Genomic DNA, 18,035 nt, shown 5'->3' on the forward strand with positions numbered 1-18,035 from the left:
GCAATTACAACTTGATCAACACCGACTTCAACTCGGTGTAATGCTCAATCGCCGCATACCCCATCTCACGCCCGACCCCCGACATCTTGTACCCGCCAAACGGCAACGCCGGGTCCAGAGCGCTGTGGCAATTGACCCACACCGAGCCCGACTTGATCCGCGGAATCATCCGGTGCACCGCCGCCAGATCATTCGACCAGACGCTCGCCCCAAGCCCATAAGGACTGTCATTGGCCATGCGCAACGCATCGGCCTCGTCATCGAACGGAATCGCCACCAGCACTGGCCCGAAGATTTCTTCCTGCACCAGCGAGTGCTTCTGATCGACATCGACGATCACTGTCGGTTTGACGAAAAACCCCGGCCCGAACTGCTCGCCACCACACGCGATGGTCGCGCCACTTTCGCGGCCCATTTCGATATAGCGAGAGACCCGCTCCTGCTGACGCGCAGAGATCAGCGGCCCCATCTCGACACTTGGGTCCAGGCCGTTACCGAGCTTCATCGCATTGGCGATGTCGGCAATGTCGGCCACCACATTGTCGAAATGCTTGCGCTGCACATACAGCCGCGAACCGGCGCAGCACACCTGACCCTGATTGAAGAAAATCGCGCTGGCGGCACCGGCTGCGGCGGTCTTCAGGTCGGCATCGGCCATGACGATGGTCGGTGATTTACCGCCCAATTCCAGGGTGACCCGGGTCATGGAGTCCATGGCGATCTTGCCGATCTGCTTACCCACGGCGGTGGAGCCGGTGAAGGTCAGTTTGTCCACCAGCGGGTTGTGAGTCAGCGCGGAACCCGCGGTGATGCCGGTGCCAGTGACCACGTTGAACACGCCCTCGGGATAACCGGCTTCCAGCACCAGTTCCGCCAGTTTCAGCGCGGTCAGCGGGGTTTCATCGGCGGGTTTGAGCACCACGGTACAACCGGTGGCCAGGGCCGGGCCGAGCTTCCAGCAGGCCAGCAGCAATGGGAAGTTCCAGGCGACGATAGCACCCACCACGCCCACCGCTTCACGGCGGATAAAACTGTGGAATTGATCGTTGGGCATCAACGGCATCGAGACTTCAACGCTGGAGCCTTCGATCTTGGTCGCCCAACCGGCCATGTAGCGCAGGAAGTCGATGGACAGTTGCACGTCCATCACCTGGGCGACGGCGGCGCTTTTACCATTGTTCAGGCATTCCAGTTGCGCCAGCAGTTCAGCGTCGCGCTCCATCAGGTCGGCGAGTTTCCACAACAGATTCTGTCGCTCCCGAGGTCGGGTGCGGGTCCAGGCCGAATCATCGAACGCCTGACGGGCGGCGAGTACGGCGCGGTCGACATCCTCAGGCGTGGCCCGTGGCACCACGCACAGCACTTCACCCGTGGCCGGGTTGTGCAGGGGCATGGTCTGGCTGTCGGCGGCCTCGACCCAGTCACCGCCGATGAGCATGCGCGGGGCGCGCTGGATGAACGCCGAGGTGGCGGGAAGCAAATAAGGGAGGGGCATGGCGAGACCTCTTGTTGTTCGTGAGAACAAGGCTTTCGCAATGGCTGTGCCAAGTACCGGGAAGGGCCGGATAGCCTTGGTCAGCGGGATTTTGGGTGACTCAAAAGAAGGGTGGATGCTATGGGTTTGTTGCAAATTGCGACAGCGATTGAGACGACGAGCAACCGGGTTGCGACCTTGAGGCACCCGCCATAGAGGACTAGAATTTTCAGGCTCGGCGGGTGAAATGAAGGAGCATTTTCCCGGCCATACATCTGGTGTAAGGGAGGTAACGATGTTCCTTTCAACCCTGGAAATTCAAAACATCATCGAACACAGTTTTCTGCCCTCGGTGTGCACATGCAACATGGAGGCGGATCAGTCCCTGACGATTCGGATCTGTGATTGCTTGACCGGCAAAGTGGATCTGTTCGCCACCCACGTACCCGTGTGGACACTGGACAGTCCCCACGCAATTGCGCTGCTGATAGCTGAGATGCATCAAGAGATCAACGCGCACAAAGACGTTCACCCGACGTTTTCCAGCTGACCCGGCGTCACGCCGCACCCCATAAATGGTGCGGCTCGCGCTGACTGATCAGGCGGCAACTTTTCGATAAATTTCTTCGAATGTGGTGCCATCCACGGCAGCCAGCAGCTTTCTGTCGTCCTTGAGCGTCGCCAGAAAGGTCACTTCGGTTTCCTTGCCGGCCAGCATGAACCCGGCGATCGCGCCGATGGGTCCCAATAACATGGCACCCGCCACGCCAAAGCCGATCGCATCCTTGATGTTGTTGATCGAATCCTTGTTGGCCACTTCTACGCACTTGAACGATGAGAGCGGGAGGGTGATGCCTGGCCACGGGTGAAGCGACGTCCTGAGGGTGAAAACGCCGTCTCTGTACTCTCCATCACCCTGCAGAAAGTCCCCCGCCAGGACAGTGATGCTTGCCATTTTGTAATCCCCTGATTGGCAATCGGTGAATCCCCATTTCGCGCCTGCCGGGAACCGTCGTCAATCGTCGGGCGATGAACTGTTCCGGGCGGGGCATCTATGCTTGTCTCAGACTGCAACAACTGTCGCGTTATTAGACGCAGGCGATCTTGTCTATACGCGATTCGCAGGCCTTGTCTTCACGTAACTGCTTGATAAAAAAGGTTATCGGCAAGCTGGCACGCTCCGTGTATTGCTCATTGCAGACGTTTCTCTTGCCTCCGTCAGCGGTGCGCCGCCGACGGCAGAAACCATAAAAACGATAAGCCACAAAAATAAGAAAGCACCGTGCGAGGTTCGACGTTGATGAAGAGAAAACTCCGATCAGGCCTGAGTGCCAGTCTGCTGGCCGTGGCCGCTTGTGTGGCGTTGCATTCGCCTTACAGCCTGGCAGCCCGCGACGCTCAGACCATCCTCAAGGAAACCTGCCAGGGCTGTCATACCCCCGAAGCCGACAACGCCCTGAGCCGCATCAGTCACCAGCGTAAAACGCCGGAAGGCTGGCTGATGAGCATCGCCCGCATGCAAGTCATGCACGGTTTGCAGATCAGCGATGACGACCGCCGCACCCTGGTCAAATACCTGGCCGACACCCAGGGCCTTGCCCCAAGCGAAACCGATGGCGTGCGTTATGCGCTGGAACGTCGACTCAATACCGTCGAGAAGTTCGACGACCAGACCAGTCAAATGTGCGGGCGTTGCCACTCCGGTGCTCGGGTCGCCCTGCAACGGCGTCCGGCCCAGGAATGGGAGCATCTGGTGAACTTCCACCTCGGCCAATGGCCGTCCCTGGAATACCAGGCCCTGTCTCGCGACCGCGACTGGTTCGACTTGGCTCGCAAAGAAATGGTGCCGCTGCTGGCCAAGCGTTATCCGCTGGACAACCCGGCCTGGAAAAAATGGCAGAGCACTGCGCCGAAAGCCGAAGCGCTGGTGGGCGACTGGAGCTTCAGCGGCCACTTGCCGGGTAAAGGCGAACTGGCCGGAGTGATGAGCGTCAGTGCCGATGGCAGCGACACGTTCAAGGTCAGCGTCAAAGGCCAATACGCCGACGGCAGCCCATTCAACGGCGATGGCAGCGCGATTCTCTACACCGGTTACGAATGGCGCGGCAACGTGACCATCGACGGCGTGACCATGCGCCAGGTGTTCGCCGCCCAAGGCAACGCTATGCAGGGCCGGATGTTCGAGGCCGAGCACGATGAGCGGGGCCTGGACTTTGTCGCCGCCAAGCAGGGCAGCAGCCGTTTGCTGGCGGTGCAGCCGGGGTACCTGAAGGCGGGTGCTGAAACTGAAGTCATCCTGGTCGGCAGCGGTCTCACCGGCAAACCGGACTTCGGCAAAGGCGTGGAAGTGGTCGAGGTGCTGGAGCAAACGCCAGAGCGCATGCGGGTCAGACTCAAGGCCGCTACGAACGCCCAACCGGGTCTGCGCAACGTCACCGTCGGCACGCTGAAAGGCCCGACCCTGTCGGTCTACAGCAAAATCGCCGAAGTCAAAGTGGTGCCGGAGTTCTCGGTAGCGCGAATCGGTGAGGGCGGCGGTTCGACGCCGAAAGTCCAGGGCCGTTTCGATGCCGAAGCCTGGGGCAAGGGCGCCGACGGCAAGCCGTACCGCATCGGCGTGTTCCCGGCGCAGTGGTCGGTCGAAGCGTTCGACGACCGCGCCAAGGAAGACGAAGACGTCAAGTTCGCCGGCACCATGCAGGCCGACAGCGGCGTGTTCACACCGGGCGATGCCGGGCCAAACCCGCAGCGCAAAATGTCCACCAACAATGCCGGCAACCTCAAGGTGATCGCCGCCGTCGACGATGCAGAAAAATCCCTGACCGGCGAAGGCCACATGATCGTCACCGTGCAACGCTGGAACAATCCACCCATTCCGTGATGCTGGCTGATCGTTAATGGTTTCAGACACTTTTTCGGAATGACCGCAGGCCCCGTAAAACGGGGTTTGCACAGGAGGTTGCAATGGGCGCTATTTTGAATCTGGTCGAACGGAACCTGCACGAAGTGCACGTCGATGCCGACCGCATGCTGTTCCACATTCCCAGCAGTTCGCTGTTCGCCAGTGATGAGCTGACCGGCACTATCATCGACACCTTGCGCGGCCCCGGCTGTTCGTCGGACGACCTGATCCAGCGCTTGGCGGCACGTTTCAGCGGCGAAGAAATCACCGAGACCCTGCGTGAGCTGATGTCCCTGGAACTGGTCAGCGACGGTTCGCCGCTGACCCCGGACATCGGCACCAAACGCGTTGAGTGCACGGCGATCAATACCGTCGTGTTGAACGTCAACACTGGCTGCAATTTGAGCTGCACCTACTGCTACAAGGAAGACCTCGACAAGCCGTCGGCCGGCAAGAAAATGGACGTCGAAACGGCGGTTGCCTCGGTGGAGATGCTGCTGCGCGAGTCCCCTGACGAAGAGCGTTTTACCGTGGTGTTTTTCGGCGGTGAGCCGCTGAGCAATCGCAAGCTGATCGAGTACATGGTCGACTATTGCGAGAAGCGTTTCCGTGAGGCGGGCAAGTTCGTCGAGTTCGTCATGACCACCAACGCGACGCTGCTCACCGAAGACACCGTGGACTACCTCAACGCCCACCGTTTCGGCCTGTCAGTCAGTATCGACGGGCCGAAAACCGTGCACGACCGCAACCGCATCACCGTGGGCGGGCAGGGCACGTACGACGTGGTGCGGCGCAAGGCTGAAATGCTGCTGTCGCGCTACAACAGCCGTCCGGTCGGTGCCCGCGTGACCCTGACCACTGGCGTTACTGACGTGGAAACCATCTGGGATCACCTGTTCAACGAACTGGGTTTTGCCGAAGTCGGCTTCGCTCCGGTGACCTCCGGCGACATCAGCACCTTCAACCTGTCCAGCGACGAGCTGATCGAAGTCTTCGCCAACATGAAGAAGCTCGGTCGGCGGTATCTGGAAGCGGCGCTGGAACACCGCAACATCGGTTTCTCCAACCTGCATCAGCTGATCACCGACATCCACGAAGGCCACAAAAAAGCCCTGCCCTGCGGCGCGGGCCTGAAGATGCTGGCGGTGGATCACAAGGGTGAATTGAACCTGTGCCATCGCTTTACCGGTTCTTCGCTGCCGACTTTCGGCAATGTGCACAGCGGCGTTAAACAGGTCGAGTTGAACGACTTCCTGTCCCAGCGCCTGGACCGCACCAATACCGGCTGCGAGGACTGCCAGATCCGCAACCTTTGCTCCGGCGGCTGCTATCACGAGAGCTACGCCCGCTACGGCGACCCGACTCACCCGACCTATCACTACTGCGAACTGATGCGTGACTGGGTCGACTTCGGCATCGAGGTCTATACCCGGATCATGGCCCACAACCCTGCGTTTATCAGCAGCTACATCACTCCGCGCAAGGCCCACTGATATGAAACATCTCAAGGCAATCAATAACAAAGCGTTGAAGCTCGATGAGGCCGCGGCCGAAAACCGTATCGAAGAGGTGGTGGCGATGAGTTCCGTCGCCGGTTGTGCCTCGACCACCGACCCGGGTTGGGAGATCGACGCGTTTGGCGGTGTGTCGTCGCTGTGCCAGCCGATGGAAGCCGATCTTTACGGCTGTTCCGACCCTTGTTGGTGGCCGGCCCAGGTGCCGGACATGATGAGCACCTACCCGGACTGGAACAAGGATGCCCAGGCGTCCAACGACAACTGGCGCAACCTTGGCACTGTCTTCCCCAAAGACAAGTGATCGGACAGAGAAGAAGGATTCCAGCATGCCTAGCATCAACGCCTGCGGCCTGGCCGCTTTCGCCGTCCTGAGCGCCTGTTCGCTCAACGTTCTGGCCGATGAAAACACCGCTCTCGCAACCGGTCACGAGTACATGGTGACCACCAATTACCCGAACAACCTGCACATCATCGACCTGGCCACGGACACCGTGTTCAAGACCTGCAAGATGCCGGATGCCTTCGGTCCGGGCTCTGTGCAGTTATCGCCGGATCGTAAGACCGCCTACGTGCTGAACAACCACTACGCGGATGTCTACGGCGTTGAACTCGATAGCTGCAAGCAGGTATTCCACGCCAGCATCACCCAGAAACCGGGGGAGAAAGCCAAGTCGATGTTTGCCTTTACCGTCAGTCATGACGGCAAGGAATTGTTCACCATCGCCAACCCGACGTTGATGCTCAACGACCGCTACGAAGTGCAGCAACCCCGGCTCGATGTGTACGCCACCGACGCTGGCCTGGACGCCAAACCCGTACGCAGTTTCCCGGCCCCCCGGCAGCTGACCATCATGCAGAGTGGCGACGACGGCACGCTGTACGTGGCCGGGGCGGACGTCTACAAGGTCGATGTGAAGACCGGCAAGTTCGACGTGCTGATCCCCAGCCGCCACTGGAAACGCCCGAACTACAGTGCGCCGGACGTGCTCTACGTATGGAACCAGCAGACTTATCGTCATGACTTTTCGTTGCTCTACACCGCAGCGAAATTCAAGGACAAGAAACAGGACCCAGCGACTGCCGAGTACCTTTACGGGCTGTTCAGCATCGACCTGAAAACCGGCAAGACCGAAACCACCGACTTCGGCCCGCTGACGGAAATCTACTTCAGCGGCATGCGCTCGCCGAAGGACCCGAACCTGATGTTCGGGGTGCTCAACCGCTTGGCCAAGTACGACATCAAGCAGAAGAAAATGCTCCAGGCGGCGACGCTCGATCATTCCTACTACTGCATTTCTTTCAACAAGGACGGCAGCAAGATCTACCTGGCCGGGACGTTTAATGACGTGGCGATCTTTGATCCAGAGAGCATGAAGCAGATCGGCAACATCAAGTTGCCGGGTGGGGATATGGCGATCACTACGGCGCAAATATTTGTTCGGTAATTGCGGCGTCTGAACTGACGCCACCGCGAGCAGGCTCGCTCCCACAGGGTTCAATGATGTTCACACAATAGTGATCACACTGAGATCCACTGTGGGAGCGAGCCTGCTCGCGAAGAGGCCCTCGAAGACACCGAAGCATCAAGCCCCAGGCACCGGGCAACTCAAATCCCCCTCCTGACACTTCAAATAATTCTTGAAAGTCTCAACCCGCGCCTTGGTCAGATCAGTGATGCAGTTGCTGTAGATCAACGGATACACACTGCCCCCCGCCACCCCGGAAGCCGAGAACTTGCACTCGGCATCACGAAACGTAATCCACGCTCGCTGAGCGCCGACCAGAAGCTTTTTGGCGTCAGGGCTGTCCTTCAAATGTGCGGTGATCTGCTGATATAGCGTATTCAACTCTTTATCCGCAGCCTTGTTCTGTTGCGCCGCGCACTGATTCATCGTGGCTTGATCCGTGGCGTTGTCGCAGTCCGCAGCATAAGTTACGGAGGTGAACAGCAAAGGCGTCAACGCCAGAAGGAAACGTAGGTGCATGTAAGTTCTCGCAGTGACCTGGAAAATTGAAGTGCAGTGTAGCGCTGCTTCGTATCGGGCAATCTATGCCTGCCATTCAGGGCATTTTTCGATCGAATCATACTCAAGCCATGGCACGTCATGTGATGTCCAGATGTGCGCTTGAGGCGCCATTTTCGGGTCATCATCGAGTGTCGCTACCCGCACGATCACATGAGGCTGAGCCAACCGTTCCGCCATCAAATGCGAGCCACAGACCGAGCAGAAATGCCGAAGCTTGCCCGGTGACGATTCGTAGCTGCTCAGCTGGCCCTGGCCCTTGGTCCAGCGAAAGTGTTCACGCATGACCCCGGCTGTCGAGGCAAATGCGGCTGCGTGCGCCTTGCAACGCATTGTGGATCAGCTCGGCGAACAACTGACAGCATTCGAGCGCTTCCGGCGCGGCGTGGGTAGTGCGTGAACTGTTTGCGGATAACTCCAGCAAACGGTCGCGATCAGGAAAGCAATACAGCACCATCGGCGCCAACCGCATCAGCGAGCCGTTCCCGGCCGTGTTGGGATCGCTGGAGCCGGCAAGGGGGCCGCCGCCTTCCATATCGGTCAGGGGCTTGAATGAACCCTGTGGCTGGAACGCGACGCTGGTGCCGACGGCATCGCCGCACGCCAGGCCCAGAAGGGCTCCGCGATAACGCTCCGTGAGTGAAGGCTGCATGAATCGTCCTTGTCTGAGTCAACGTTGCCCCGAACGTTAGCAGTTTGTGTCACTGACTTTCGTCCTCTCGCCAGAACTTCGCGCTGCAAATGCAGCCGAATATTTCAGACAGGCTTGATTGCGTGGCCCGATTGATACAACTTTAGGGTTGGTCTTGTGGTCTTACTGGCCTACTGTTCATTACAGGAGGTGATTTATGAATCCAGCATCAGATCGCATCGAAAGGAAGATCCTGCTCAAATACCCGCGCTCGCACGTTTGGCGCGTGTTGGCTAATGCCGAGGCATTCGGGCAATGGTTTGGGGTCGCGCTCGAAGGCAAGCGTTTTGTCGCCGGCGAATGGACTCAGGGGCAAGTCACCTATCCCGGTTATGAGCACGTTCTGTGGAATGTGCTGGTGGAGCGGGTCGAGCCCGAGCGGGTATTTTCGTTTCGCTGGCACCCGTACGCGGTGGAACCCGAAATCGATTACACCCAGGAGCCCACCACGCTGGTGAAGTTCGAGCTCGAAGACATGGATGAAGGCACGTTGCTCAAGGTCTCCGAGTCCGGTTTCGATCACATTCCCCAGTCGCGTCGGCTCAAGGCGTTCCGTATGGACAGCCGGGGCTGGGATGAGCAGATGGGTAATATCGAAGAGTTCCTGAAATCCAGCGCCAAGGAGCGTGAGCGTCAGGCAGAGTGACAGCAGCGTGTTTGATTGCTGGTTGAAGCGCTGGGACTTGGTGCCGGACGGCAAACCGATCATCACGCCCGGCAGTTGTCTGCTGCCGGTGCGCATGGGTGATGTGCCGGCCATGTTGAAGATCGCCGTCGATGCCGAGGAAAAATTCGGCAATCTGCTGATGACCTGGTGGGGCGGCGAGGGCGCTGCCAGGGTCTTCGCTCATCACGGTGACGGAATGTTGATGGAGCGGGCCATGGGCCGGCAATCGCTGATGCACATGGCACTCAACGGTCAGGATGACGAAGCCAGCCGGATCATGTGTGCGGCGCTGTCGCGTCTGCACGCGCCGCGGCCGTCACCGCCGCCTCCTTTGGTTCCCTTATCGCCATGGTTTCAGTCGCTGCGTCTGGCGGCTGACCTGCACGGCGGTATTTATTCCCTCAGTCTTGCCACTGCCGAAGCCTTATTGGCCGATCCGCAGGACGTCGTGGTGCTGCACGGCGATATCCATCATGACAATGTTCTGGATTTCGGACCTCGGGGCTGGCTGGCCATCGATCCCAAACGGGTGACCGGTGAGCGCGGATTTGATTACGCCAACCTGATCTGCAATCCCGAGTTGCCGACAGCGACTGATCCGCAGCGTTTTCACAGGCAGGTCGAGGTGGTGGTTGACGCCGCCAGGCTCGAACGTCGGCGATTGCTGCAATGGGTGCTGGCGTTTGCCGGACTGTCGGCGGCCTGGTTTCTTGAGGATAACGACCACCTTGCAGCGCAAGGTCAACTGCAAGTCGCGAAACTCGCGGCTTCCTCGCTGGATGCCTGACGCATCTAAGGGTTTTCGGAAGGACTTCTATAGCGAATGTCTTACACGCAATGGTAACTATTTCGCCTATTGCAGATTGGATCCGATGCGTAATCTAGCCTCATCAACTGAAGCACAGGAAGTGCTTCAGGATCACGGACGATCGACCATCAGCAAGGAACGCTACCGACAGGGAGTCGATAATGGTCTTGGGAAAACCCGCTTCGGCGGGTTTTTTTTCGTCTGCTGAAAACTGCAAGTGCTACAAGAGTGGGGCGCCGTGGCTTGAATGGTCAAAGGCTTACACCGACCGGCGGGTATCTCGTCTTTTTCTGCTTCATTGATGTGTTTAATCTGGATCCATCAACTGAAGCGCAGGGAGTGCTCAGGATCAAGGATGATCGACCATTGGCCAGGACGGCCGTCGACAGGATGTCGAAAATGGTCTTGAGAAACCCGCTTAGGCGGGTTTTTTTATGTCTGGCGTAAAAGCCCGACACATTGGCCGGGCGCAATAGGTGCAAATTACTGACGATCGAGTTTCGCCGCCACCCGTTCGGTGATTTCCGAGCGCAGCTTCAATGACCCGGCCGCACGCTTGCGGGCTTCCTCCAGCACGCCGACTGGCGCTGTCCCGGGGCTGCCCGAAGCAAACGGCGGCGCTGGCGCATATTCCAGCTGCAACTGCACCAGTTCCGCCGTGTCCTTATCGAACAATTCAGCTGCCAGGGTCAGGGCAAAATCGATCCCTGCGGTGATCCCTCCACCGGTCAGCAGATTGCCGTCGCGCACCACCCGGTCCTTCACCGCAATCGCGCCCAGTGGCTTGAGGAGTTCGTGATAAGCCCAGTGAGTAGTGGCGCGTTTGCCCTTCAGCAGACCGGCCGCGCCAAGCACCAGTGCGCCGGTGCAAACCGAGGTGACATAACGCGCATTGACAGCCTGAGCCTTGATGAAGGCAAGCGTCTCGTCATCCTCCATCAACGCCCCGACGCCGCTGCCGCCGGGAATGCAGATCACATCCAGTGCCGGGCAATCGTCGAACGTAGTGGTCGGTTTGAGCACCAGCCCGGTACTCGCGGTGACGGGCACCAGGTCCTTCCAGATCAAATGCACCTTCACGTCCGGCAGCGAGGCCAGCACGTCGTAGGGGCCGGTCAGGTCCAGTTGCTGAACCTGGGGAAACAACAGAAAACCGATCTGCAACGTCATGGTGTTTTTTCTCATGAAGTGGGGTGGACGGTTTTACTTTAGGCTCGTAGGATTTGGCGTATATGCCAATAACCCCACGAATTACGCCAATCATGCCGAAAACCATTCATGTGCTCGCCTTTGCCAATGTGCAACTGCTCGATGTTACCGGGCCGTTGCAGGTGTTCGCCTCGGCCAATGACATTGCGCGGCAGCAAGGTTCGCCGCCGCCCTATGCGCCGTCGGTGATTGCCTGTGGTGGCGGGGCGGTAATGTCGTCGGCGGGGTTGGCGCTGTTGGCCGAATCATTGCCTGAGGAGGGCAGCGATACCTTGATCATCGCCGGTGGCTGGGGCGTTTACGCAGCGGCGGAAGATGAGCCGCTGGTGGCGTGGGTGCGTGAGCATGCGGCGGGGTGTCGGCGGGTGTCGTCGGTATGCACCGGGGCGTTTTTGCTGGCGGCCAGTGGCTGGCTCGACGGTCGACGGGTGGTCACTCACTGGACTCGCTGCGAGCAGTTGGCGCAGAAGCATCCGCGGTTGCGGGTCGAGCCCAACCCGATCTTCATCAATGACGGGCCGGTCTGGACCTCGGCCGGGGTGACCGCCGGGATCGACCTGGCACTGGCCATGGTTGAAGAAGACCTCGGCCGCACAATGGCGCTGGAGGTTGCCCGGCAACTGGTGGTGTTTCTCAAGCGTCCGGGCGGGCAGTCGCAGTTCAGCGTGACCCTGTCCCTGCAAAAAGAAGGTAACCGTTTCGACGAACTTCATGCCTGGATCAGCGAGAACCTCACCATGGATTTGGGCGTTCCGACTCTCGCTTTGCAGGCCGGCATGAGTGAACGCAGCTTCATCCGTCATTATCGCGTCGACACTGGCCAGACCCCGGCCCGGGCCATCGAACTGATTCGGGTCGAGACGGCGCGCCGGTTGCTCAGCGATACCGGCGTGTCGATCAAGCGTGTTGCGGTGCAATGCGGTTTCGGCAGTGAAGAGACGTTGCGCCGCAGTTTTCTGCGGGCCATGGGGGTGACCCCGCAAGCCTACCGCGAGCGGTTTTCCGTCAGCGCTCCAGCAGATCCAGTAATGCCTTGATCGTCGCCTCGGGCGCTTCTTCGGGAATGTTATGCCCGACGCCCGCCAACACTCGCCGCTCGTATGGCCCGGTAAAATGCTCGACATCCTCATCGATCTCCGTTGCCGGGCCGACGCCATCGTCAGCACCGCACAGGGAAATCGTCGGCACGCTGATCGGCGGCTGTTGGGTCAGCGCTTCTTCGATCCACTCAAGCGCCGGGTCGCCTGGCGTATACATGAAGCGATGACGATACGAGTGAATCACCACCTCGACGAAATCCGGGTTGTCGAAGGCGGGTGCGCTCCGCGGGTACAACTCAGGGCCTTTGGCCCAAGTCGGCGACCACAGCTGCCAGAGCAATTGGCACAAGTCCCGGCGGTTTTCGGTCAAGCCTTCGACGCCGCGAGGCGTGTGGAAATAGAACTGATACCAGAGGCGGTGTTCGGTTTCCGGGGCCCGTGCTCGGGTTGAATCGGGAATGTTCTGAAGGTTGTAACCGTCGCCGGTCACCAGGCAGCGAACCCGCGCCGGCCACAGCGCTGCAACGATGCACGCCGCCCGCCCGCCCCAGTCGTAGCCGCACAGGGTGGCTTGCTGAATGGCCAAAGCATCCATCAAATCCAAAAGGTCCTGGGCGAGAGCGGCTTGCTGGCCGGAGCGCACGATGTCGAGGCTGTTGAAACGGGTCGGGCCGTAGCCGCGCAGGTACGGGACGATGACGCGGTAGCCCTTTGCGGCCAGGGCCGGGGCGATTTCGTCGTACCCGCGAGGAGAGTAGGGGAAGCCGTGGAGAAGAATGACGGCTTCCCCGGTGGCGGGGCCGTGTTCTTCGTAGGCGAGAGTCAAACTTGGGGTTTGGGTGAATTGGATCAGTGGGTCATTGTTCATTTGACTCTCCAGAATGGCTGTTTTGGCCTGCTTTCTAGACTTCGACTTCCGCCACCTGATTGAAATACTTCGCCCGATCCGGTGTAAACGTCACCACCATCCGGGTCCGTGAACAGGTCAGCGCCAATTCTTCCCCCAAATCAACATCCAGATTTTCCCCACGCAAACCCTGCCATTGAGCCAGGTATTTGAGGGAACCGTATTTTTCGAGTTTCTTCAGGCTGCGACTGACACCACCCTTCCAGCCCAGCACCGGCAGTTCGCCGGCAAGACACCGTTGGGAAAGTTCGGGGAATCGGGTGGCGCGTTGGCGGCCGATTTCCCAGCATTTGATCAGGCCTTTGTCCTGGGCTTCCCACAATTGATCGCGGTTGAGGCCGGATCGGAGTGGGGTGTCGATGTTGCGGTGGATACGCTGGGACATTCTGGTTCCTTGAATTCGGGTTTTGTTGGTCAGCTCCGCTGTACCCGTTGACGTTCGATGGTAGGTGGGGATGTAACGGCTGGCAACAAACGATTTTCCGGCTTGTTTCGTAGTGATCAGGCAGGTTTGTTTAATAGTCGTAGGGCTTTGGCCTATGCCGGCCATCGTTTCTTTCGTCGGTATTCAGTCAGTCTTGTGTTGTTGCTGTCGGCCCCTTCGCGAAAGAGGCAACCCGGTCTCAAGGCTGCCAGTAAGTCTTATCCCCACTCAATTTCCGATCCAGAAAACACGCCGCGCTGATCAGCGCCAGATGCGTCAACGCTTGCGGCGTATTGCCCAGATGTCGCGCATGGCTGTCGAACTCTTCGGCGTACAACCCCAGCGGGTTCGCATACCTCAGCAACTGTTCAAACTCCAGATGCGCCTTTTCCACCTGACCGGCGCGGGCCAGGCATTCGACGTACCAGAACGAGCACGCGGCGAACGCGCCTTCGGTGCCGGCGAGGCCGTCGATCTGCGTGTCTTCGTTGCGATAGCGGTAGACCATGCCGTCGCGCACCAGGGTTTTCTGGATGGCTTCGAGGGTCGAGAGCCAGCGCGGATCCTTGGCGCTGACGAAACGCACCAGCGGCATCAACAGCATCGAACCGTCGAGCGCGGTACCACCCTTGTATTGAACGAAATGCCCGTGTTCTTCGTTCCAGAAGTTTTCCCAGATGTCGGCGTAGATTGCCTGGCGGGTCTGGTCCCAACGGGCGAACGGGGCGGGCAGGGAGCGTTTTGAGGCCAGGCGAATGGCCCGGTCCAGCGCCACCCAGCACATCAGTCGCGAGTGCAAAAAGTGATGTTGCTCGCCACGCATTTCCCAGATGCCGACGTCTTCTTGTTCCCAGGTTTCGCAGACCTGATCGACTACTTCCACGGCGTGTTTCCAGCCTTCATGGGAGATGGCGTCGCCGTATTTGTTGACCAGGTACACCGCGTCCATCAGCTCGCCGAAGATGTCGAGCTGGACCTGATCGTAAGCCTGATTGCCGATGCGCACCGGTGTCGCGCCGCCATGGCCGGACAGGTGCGGGAGTTCGGATTCCGGCAGTTCCTGTCGGCCGTCGATGGCGTAGAGGATGTTCAGTTTCATCGACTTGCCGTGGCAATCACTGACTCTGCCACGCAACCAGCGCATGTAATCGTTGGCTTCCTGGACGAAACCCAGGCGCATAAACGCGTAAACCGTGAACGAGGCGTCGCGAATCCAGGTGTAGCGGTAATCCCAATTGCGCTCACCGCCGGATGTTTCCGGCAGGCCGAAGGTCGCCGCGGCGAGGATCGCGCCGTGTTTGCGCGAGGTCAGCAGCTTGAGGGCCAACGCCGAGCGGTTGACCATCTCCCGCCAGCGACCGCGGTAGTTGGACTGGCCGATCCAGTCGCGCCAGAACTTCAGCGTGCGTTCCAGGCACAGCGCCGCGGCGCCTTCCTGGAAGCGCGGATCGTCGATGCCGCCGAGCAGGAACTCGGCGCTCTGGTCCTGTTCGAGGGTAAATTCGGCGACTGCCGCGTTGCTATCGATGCTTAAGGATTGATCCGAAGACAGGCGCAGGGAAGGCTGGTTGGCAGCCTCGAACGTCACGTCCTTTTGATCCATGCGCGCGCGGGTCTTGGCGCGCGCGTAGTCATGACGCACGGCGCAGCGCATGTGAAACGTCGCTTGGCCACTGACCACCCGTACCCGGCGCATCAATATCGGCGAGTCATCCTCGCTGTCGCCGACGGGCAGCAGGTCGGTGACTTCGACCACCGCGCGGTCGCTCAGCCAACGGGTTTGCAGCACGTTGGTGTCGGGCAGATAAATCTGTTCGCGGCGGGCATCTGGCAGGTCCGGTGACAGTTGAAAAATACCGGCCTCGGGCGTGTCCAGCAGCGAACAGAAGATCGACGGGCTATCGAATTCCGGCCAGCAAAAAAAGTCCACACTGCCCTTGTCATTGACCAGTGCCGCACTGCGCATGTCGCCGATGATGCCGTGGGCGTCGATGGCGCTTTGTCGTTCGAGATGATGATCAGCCATTGCCGCGAAACTCCGGATAGAGGCTCATGCCGCCGTCGATGAACAGGGTGGTACCAACGATGTAGTCGGACGCATCGGAGGCCAGAAAGACCACCGCGTTGGCGATGTCCTCGACATCGCCAACGCGGCCATAAGGGATGAGTTTGAGCAGTTCCTGCTCGTGCTCGCCTTCGGTGGCGGCTCGGTTGATCGCCGTACGAATCGCCCCCGGCGCGATGCCGTTGATACGGATTCGCTGGTGGCTGACTTCCTGGGCGAGGGTTTGCATCAGCATGTCGACGCCACCCTTGGACGCGGCGTAATTGACGTGGCCGGCCCAAGGGATCCGCTGGTGCACCGAGCTCATGTGGATGATTTTGCCGGCGGACCGGGACACGCCTTCGCGAACACCTTGCTGGTTGAAAATGCGCAGCGCGGCGCGGGCGCAGAGGAACTGGCCGGTGAGGTTGACGCCAATCACCTGATTCCAGTCGGCGAGGCTCATGTCCACGGCTGGCGCGTCTTTTTGCATGCCTGAGTTGGCGACCAGAATGTCCAGGAAACCGAAAGCTTCGAGGGTTTGCGCGAACAACCGTTCGACGTCTGCTTCCTTCGAAACGTCGGCGCCAATGGCGATAGCGCGACCGCCTTCAGCATTGATCTGCCGGGCCAGTTCCTCAGCGGGAGTGGCCTGGGAATTGTAGTTGATCACCACGGCGGCACCGGCGGCGGCCAGTGCCTTGGCCGATCCGGCGCCGATGCCGGAACTGGCACCGGTAACGAGGGCTACTTGTTGGTCGAGGGAAATCTGCATGAACACTAGCGTCTTGAAATGAGGGCCTAATTAGCTGACTAGCGGGCGGTGATGAGAGTTCACGCCGAACCGTGAAAGTTTCTTCACCTGACCACCTGACCCCCGATCGTTCCCACGCTCTGCGTGGGAATGCCTCACCGGACGCTCCGAGTCCATTCGGGACGCAGAGCGTCCCAGGGTGCATTCCCACGCGGAGCGTGGGAACGATCAACTTGTGGGGCCTTCACATTCAACCAACAATTGGCTGCTTTCCCCTCAATCAAGCTTATGGCAACTTGCAGGCCCTTGTTGAGACCTGCACCTATGGCAAACCCCTACCACGAGCTGTTCAAAGCCCCAGGCAGCAGAGCTTTTGTGGTGGCCGCCATGATCGCGCGCATGCCGATTTCCATGACCGGCATCGGTCTGATCACCATGCTCTCGCAGCTGCAGGGCGGGTATGGACTGGCTGGCGCGGTGGCGGCAACCTTTGCCCTGGCCACAGCGTTTTGTGCGCCGCAGGTGTCGCGACTGGTGGACCGTTTTGGCCAGCGTCGGATCTTGCCGGTGTCGGCGCTGCTCGGTGGCGGGGCCTTGCTGCTGGTGTTGCTTTGCACGCGCTTGCAGGCGCCGCAGTGGACGTTGTTTGTGTTCGCAGCGTTAGCCGGTTGCATGCCGAGCATGTCGGCGATGGTGCGGGCGCGCTGGACCGAGTTGTATCGCGGCCAGCCTGAGCTGCAAACCGCCTATGCCCTGGAATCGGTGCTGGACGAGGTCTGCTTTATTGTCGGGCCGCCGCTGTCGGTGGGGTTGTGCGTAGTGGCGTTCCCTGAGGCCGGGCCGTTGGCAGCGTTGCTGATGCTGGCGATCGGGGTCACGGCGTTTGTGCTGCAACGCGGCACCGAGCCGCCGGTGCATCCTCATGAAGAACATCATCAGCGCTCGATCATTCGTTCGAGCGAGATTCAATTGCTGATGCTGTTGATGGTCGCCATGGGCACTATCGTTGGCGTGGTGGATGTGGTCAGCGTGGCCTTCGCTGAACAGCAGGGGCAGCCGGCGGCGGCGAGCATTGTGTTGTCGGTGTACGCGATCGGCTCGTGCCTGGCCGGGCTGGCGTTCGGGGCGTTGCGTTCGAAAGTGCCGCTGCCGCGATTGTTCCTGTACGGCGGGGTGGCGACGGGAGTGACGACGTTGCCGTTGCTGTTGGCGGCCAACATTCTTGGGTTGTCGCTGGCGGTGTTCGTCGCCGGGCTGTTTTTTGCGCCGACCCTGATTGTCGCGATGGCCTTGGTAGAACGCATCGTACCGCCAGCCAAACTTACCGAAGGCCTGACGTGGCTGGTCACCGGGTTGAGTATCGGTGTGGCGATTGGCGCGGCCAGTTCGGGTTGGCTTATCGATGCATTTGGAGCCCGGAGCGGATTCTGGGTCGCTGTCGCCGCTGGCTCAGTGGTCTTCGGTTCTGCGGTGCAAAGTTTCCGCCACTTGAAATGAAGAACCCCTGTAGGAGTGAGCCTGCTCGCGATAGCGGTGTGTCAGTCAACTTGATGGTGACTGACACACCGCTATCG

At 59.8% G+C, this 18,035-nt stretch carries 17 protein-coding genes and 2 pseudogenes; 9 read left to right on the plus strand and 10 right to left on the minus strand.

The window, feature by feature from the left end; translation table 11 throughout:
• Nucleotides 1-4: 4 nt before the first annotated feature.
• Entirely contained in the window at nt 5-1,495 is a 1,491-nt protein-coding gene (locus tag FQ185_RS29095) for an aldehyde dehydrogenase (RefSeq protein WP_149420448.1), read from the minus strand.
• A 274-nt stretch (nt 1,496-1,769) separates the two neighbouring features.
• Here FQ185_RS29095 and FQ185_RS29100 point away from each other — a divergent pair, with 274 nt between their 5' ends.
• On the plus strand, nt 1,770-2,024 hold the full coding sequence (locus tag FQ185_RS29100) for a DUF1652 domain-containing protein (protein ID WP_149420449.1): 255 nt from the start codon (nt 1,770-1,772) through the stop codon (nt 2,022-2,024).
• 48 nt (nt 2,025-2,072) lie between these two features.
• Here the strand turns inward: FQ185_RS29100 and FQ185_RS29105 are convergent, their stop codons facing one another.
• Nucleotides 2,073-2,429 carry a hypothetical protein gene (locus FQ185_RS29105; RefSeq protein WP_149420450.1) on the minus strand — a complete coding sequence of 119 codons (357 nt, stop codon included), beginning with the start codon at nt 2,427-2,429 and terminating at the stop codon, nt 2,073-2,075.
• Nucleotides 2,430-2,774: 345 nt separating this feature from the next.
• Here FQ185_RS29105 and peaA point away from each other — a divergent pair, with 345 nt between their 5' ends.
• From peaA to peaD, 4 genes are all read left to right on the plus strand, one after another.
• Nucleotides 2,775-4,355 carry a quinohemoprotein amine dehydrogenase subunit alpha gene (gene peaA, locus FQ185_RS29110; RefSeq protein WP_149420451.1) on the plus strand — a complete coding sequence of 527 codons (1,581 nt, stop codon included), beginning with the start codon at nt 2,775-2,777 and terminating at the stop codon, nt 4,353-4,355.
• An 83-nt stretch (nt 4,356-4,438) separates the two neighbouring features.
• The gene (gene peaB / locus FQ185_RS29115; protein WP_149420452.1) at nt 4,439-5,869 is read left to right on the plus strand and encodes a quinohemoprotein amine dehydrogenase maturation protein; all 1,431 of its coding nucleotides are present in this window, start codon (nt 4,439-4,441) and stop codon (nt 5,867-5,869) included.
• Nucleotide 5,870: 1 nt separating this feature from the next.
• Entirely contained in the window at nt 5,871-6,194 is a 324-nt protein-coding gene (qhpC, locus tag FQ185_RS29120) for a quinohemoprotein amine dehydrogenase subunit gamma (protein WP_008027961.1), read from the plus strand.
• 25 nt (nt 6,195-6,219) lie between these two features.
• The gene (gene peaD / locus FQ185_RS29125; RefSeq protein WP_149420453.1) at nt 6,220-7,338 is read left to right on the plus strand and encodes a quinohemoprotein amine dehydrogenase subunit beta; all 1,119 of its coding nucleotides are present in this window, start codon (nt 6,220-6,222) and stop codon (nt 7,336-7,338) included.
• A 138-nt stretch (nt 7,339-7,476) separates the two neighbouring features.
• Here peaD and FQ185_RS29130 read toward each other — a convergent pair whose 3' ends face one another.
• From FQ185_RS29130 to FQ185_RS30300, 3 genes and pseudogenes are all read right to left on the minus strand, one after another.
• Nucleotides 7,477-7,878, minus strand: a complete 402-nt coding sequence (locus FQ185_RS29130) for a lysozyme inhibitor LprI family protein (protein ID WP_149420454.1) — start codon at nt 7,876-7,878, stop codon at nt 7,477-7,479.
• 63 nt (nt 7,879-7,941) lie between these two features.
• Nucleotides 7,942-8,241 (minus strand): annotated as a pseudogene (locus FQ185_RS30295) (GFA family protein); the annotation flags it as partial.
• Nucleotides 8,234-8,569, minus strand: a pseudogene (locus tag FQ185_RS30300) (ADP-ribosylglycohydrolase family protein); the annotation flags it as partial. The pseudogenes FQ185_RS30295 and FQ185_RS30300, both read right to left, overlap by 8 nt.
• Before the next feature lie 196 nt (nt 8,570-8,765).
• Between FQ185_RS30300 and FQ185_RS29140 the strand changes: the two are divergent.
• Nucleotides 8,766-9,254 carry an SRPBCC family protein gene (locus tag FQ185_RS29140; protein ID WP_149420455.1) on the plus strand — a complete coding sequence of 163 codons (489 nt, stop codon included), beginning with the start codon at nt 8,766-8,768 and terminating at the stop codon, nt 9,252-9,254.
• A 7-nt stretch (nt 9,255-9,261) separates the two neighbouring features.
• The gene (locus FQ185_RS29145; protein ID WP_149420462.1) at nt 9,262-10,062 is read left to right on the plus strand and encodes an aminoglycoside phosphotransferase family protein; all 801 of its coding nucleotides are present in this window, start codon (nt 9,262-9,264) and stop codon (nt 10,060-10,062) included.
• Nucleotides 10,063-10,566: 504 nt separating this feature from the next.
• Here the strand turns inward: FQ185_RS29145 and inhA are convergent.
• Nucleotides 10,567-11,253 carry an isonitrile hydratase gene (gene inhA / locus FQ185_RS29150; protein WP_149420456.1) on the minus strand — a complete coding sequence of 229 codons (687 nt, stop codon included), beginning with the start codon at nt 11,251-11,253 and terminating at the stop codon, nt 10,567-10,569.
• Between the two features lie 92 nt (nt 11,254-11,345).
• Between inhA and FQ185_RS29155 the strand changes: the two genes are divergently transcribed.
• The gene (locus FQ185_RS29155) at nt 11,346-12,329 is read left to right on the plus strand and encodes a GlxA family transcriptional regulator (RefSeq protein ID WP_149420463.1); all 984 of its coding nucleotides are present in this window, start codon (nt 11,346-11,348) and stop codon (nt 12,327-12,329) included.
• Here the strand turns inward: FQ185_RS29155 and FQ185_RS29160 are convergent.
• From FQ185_RS29160 to FQ185_RS29175, 4 genes are all read right to left on the minus strand, one after another.
• A complete protein-coding gene (locus FQ185_RS29160) occupies nt 12,298-13,200 on the minus strand; it encodes an alpha/beta fold hydrolase (RefSeq protein WP_149420457.1) in 903 nt (300 codons plus the stop codon). The two genes, FQ185_RS29155 and FQ185_RS29160, sit on opposite strands and share 32 nt — an antisense overlap.
• A 34-nt stretch (nt 13,201-13,234) precedes the next feature.
• Nucleotides 13,235-13,624 (minus strand): hypothetical protein, encoded by a 390-nt coding sequence (locus FQ185_RS29165; protein WP_149420458.1) that lies wholly within the window; start codon nt 13,622-13,624, stop codon nt 13,235-13,237.
• Between the two features lie 238 nt (nt 13,625-13,862).
• On the minus strand, nt 13,863-15,689 hold the full coding sequence (locus tag FQ185_RS29170; protein ID WP_149420459.1) for a glycoside hydrolase family 15 protein: 1,827 nt from the start codon (nt 15,687-15,689) through the stop codon (nt 13,863-13,865).
• Nucleotides 15,682-16,482 (minus strand): glucose 1-dehydrogenase, encoded by an 801-nt coding sequence (locus tag FQ185_RS29175; protein ID WP_149420460.1) that lies wholly within the window; start codon nt 16,480-16,482, stop codon nt 15,682-15,684. Before FQ185_RS29175 ends, FQ185_RS29170 begins: the two co-directional genes overlap by 8 nt.
• A gap of 303 nt (nt 16,483-16,785) precedes the next feature.
• Between FQ185_RS29175 and FQ185_RS29180 the strand changes: the two genes are divergently transcribed.
• A complete protein-coding gene (locus FQ185_RS29180; RefSeq protein WP_149420461.1) occupies nt 16,786-17,958 on the plus strand; it encodes an MFS transporter in 1,173 nt (390 codons plus the stop codon).
• The last annotated feature ends 77 nt before the right edge of the window (nt 17,959-18,035 follow it).

Origin of the sequence: Pseudomonas sp. ANT_H12B, from assembly GCF_008369325.1 — a bacterium.
Lineage (GTDB): Bacteria > Pseudomonadota > Gammaproteobacteria > Pseudomonadales > Pseudomonadaceae > Aquipseudomonas.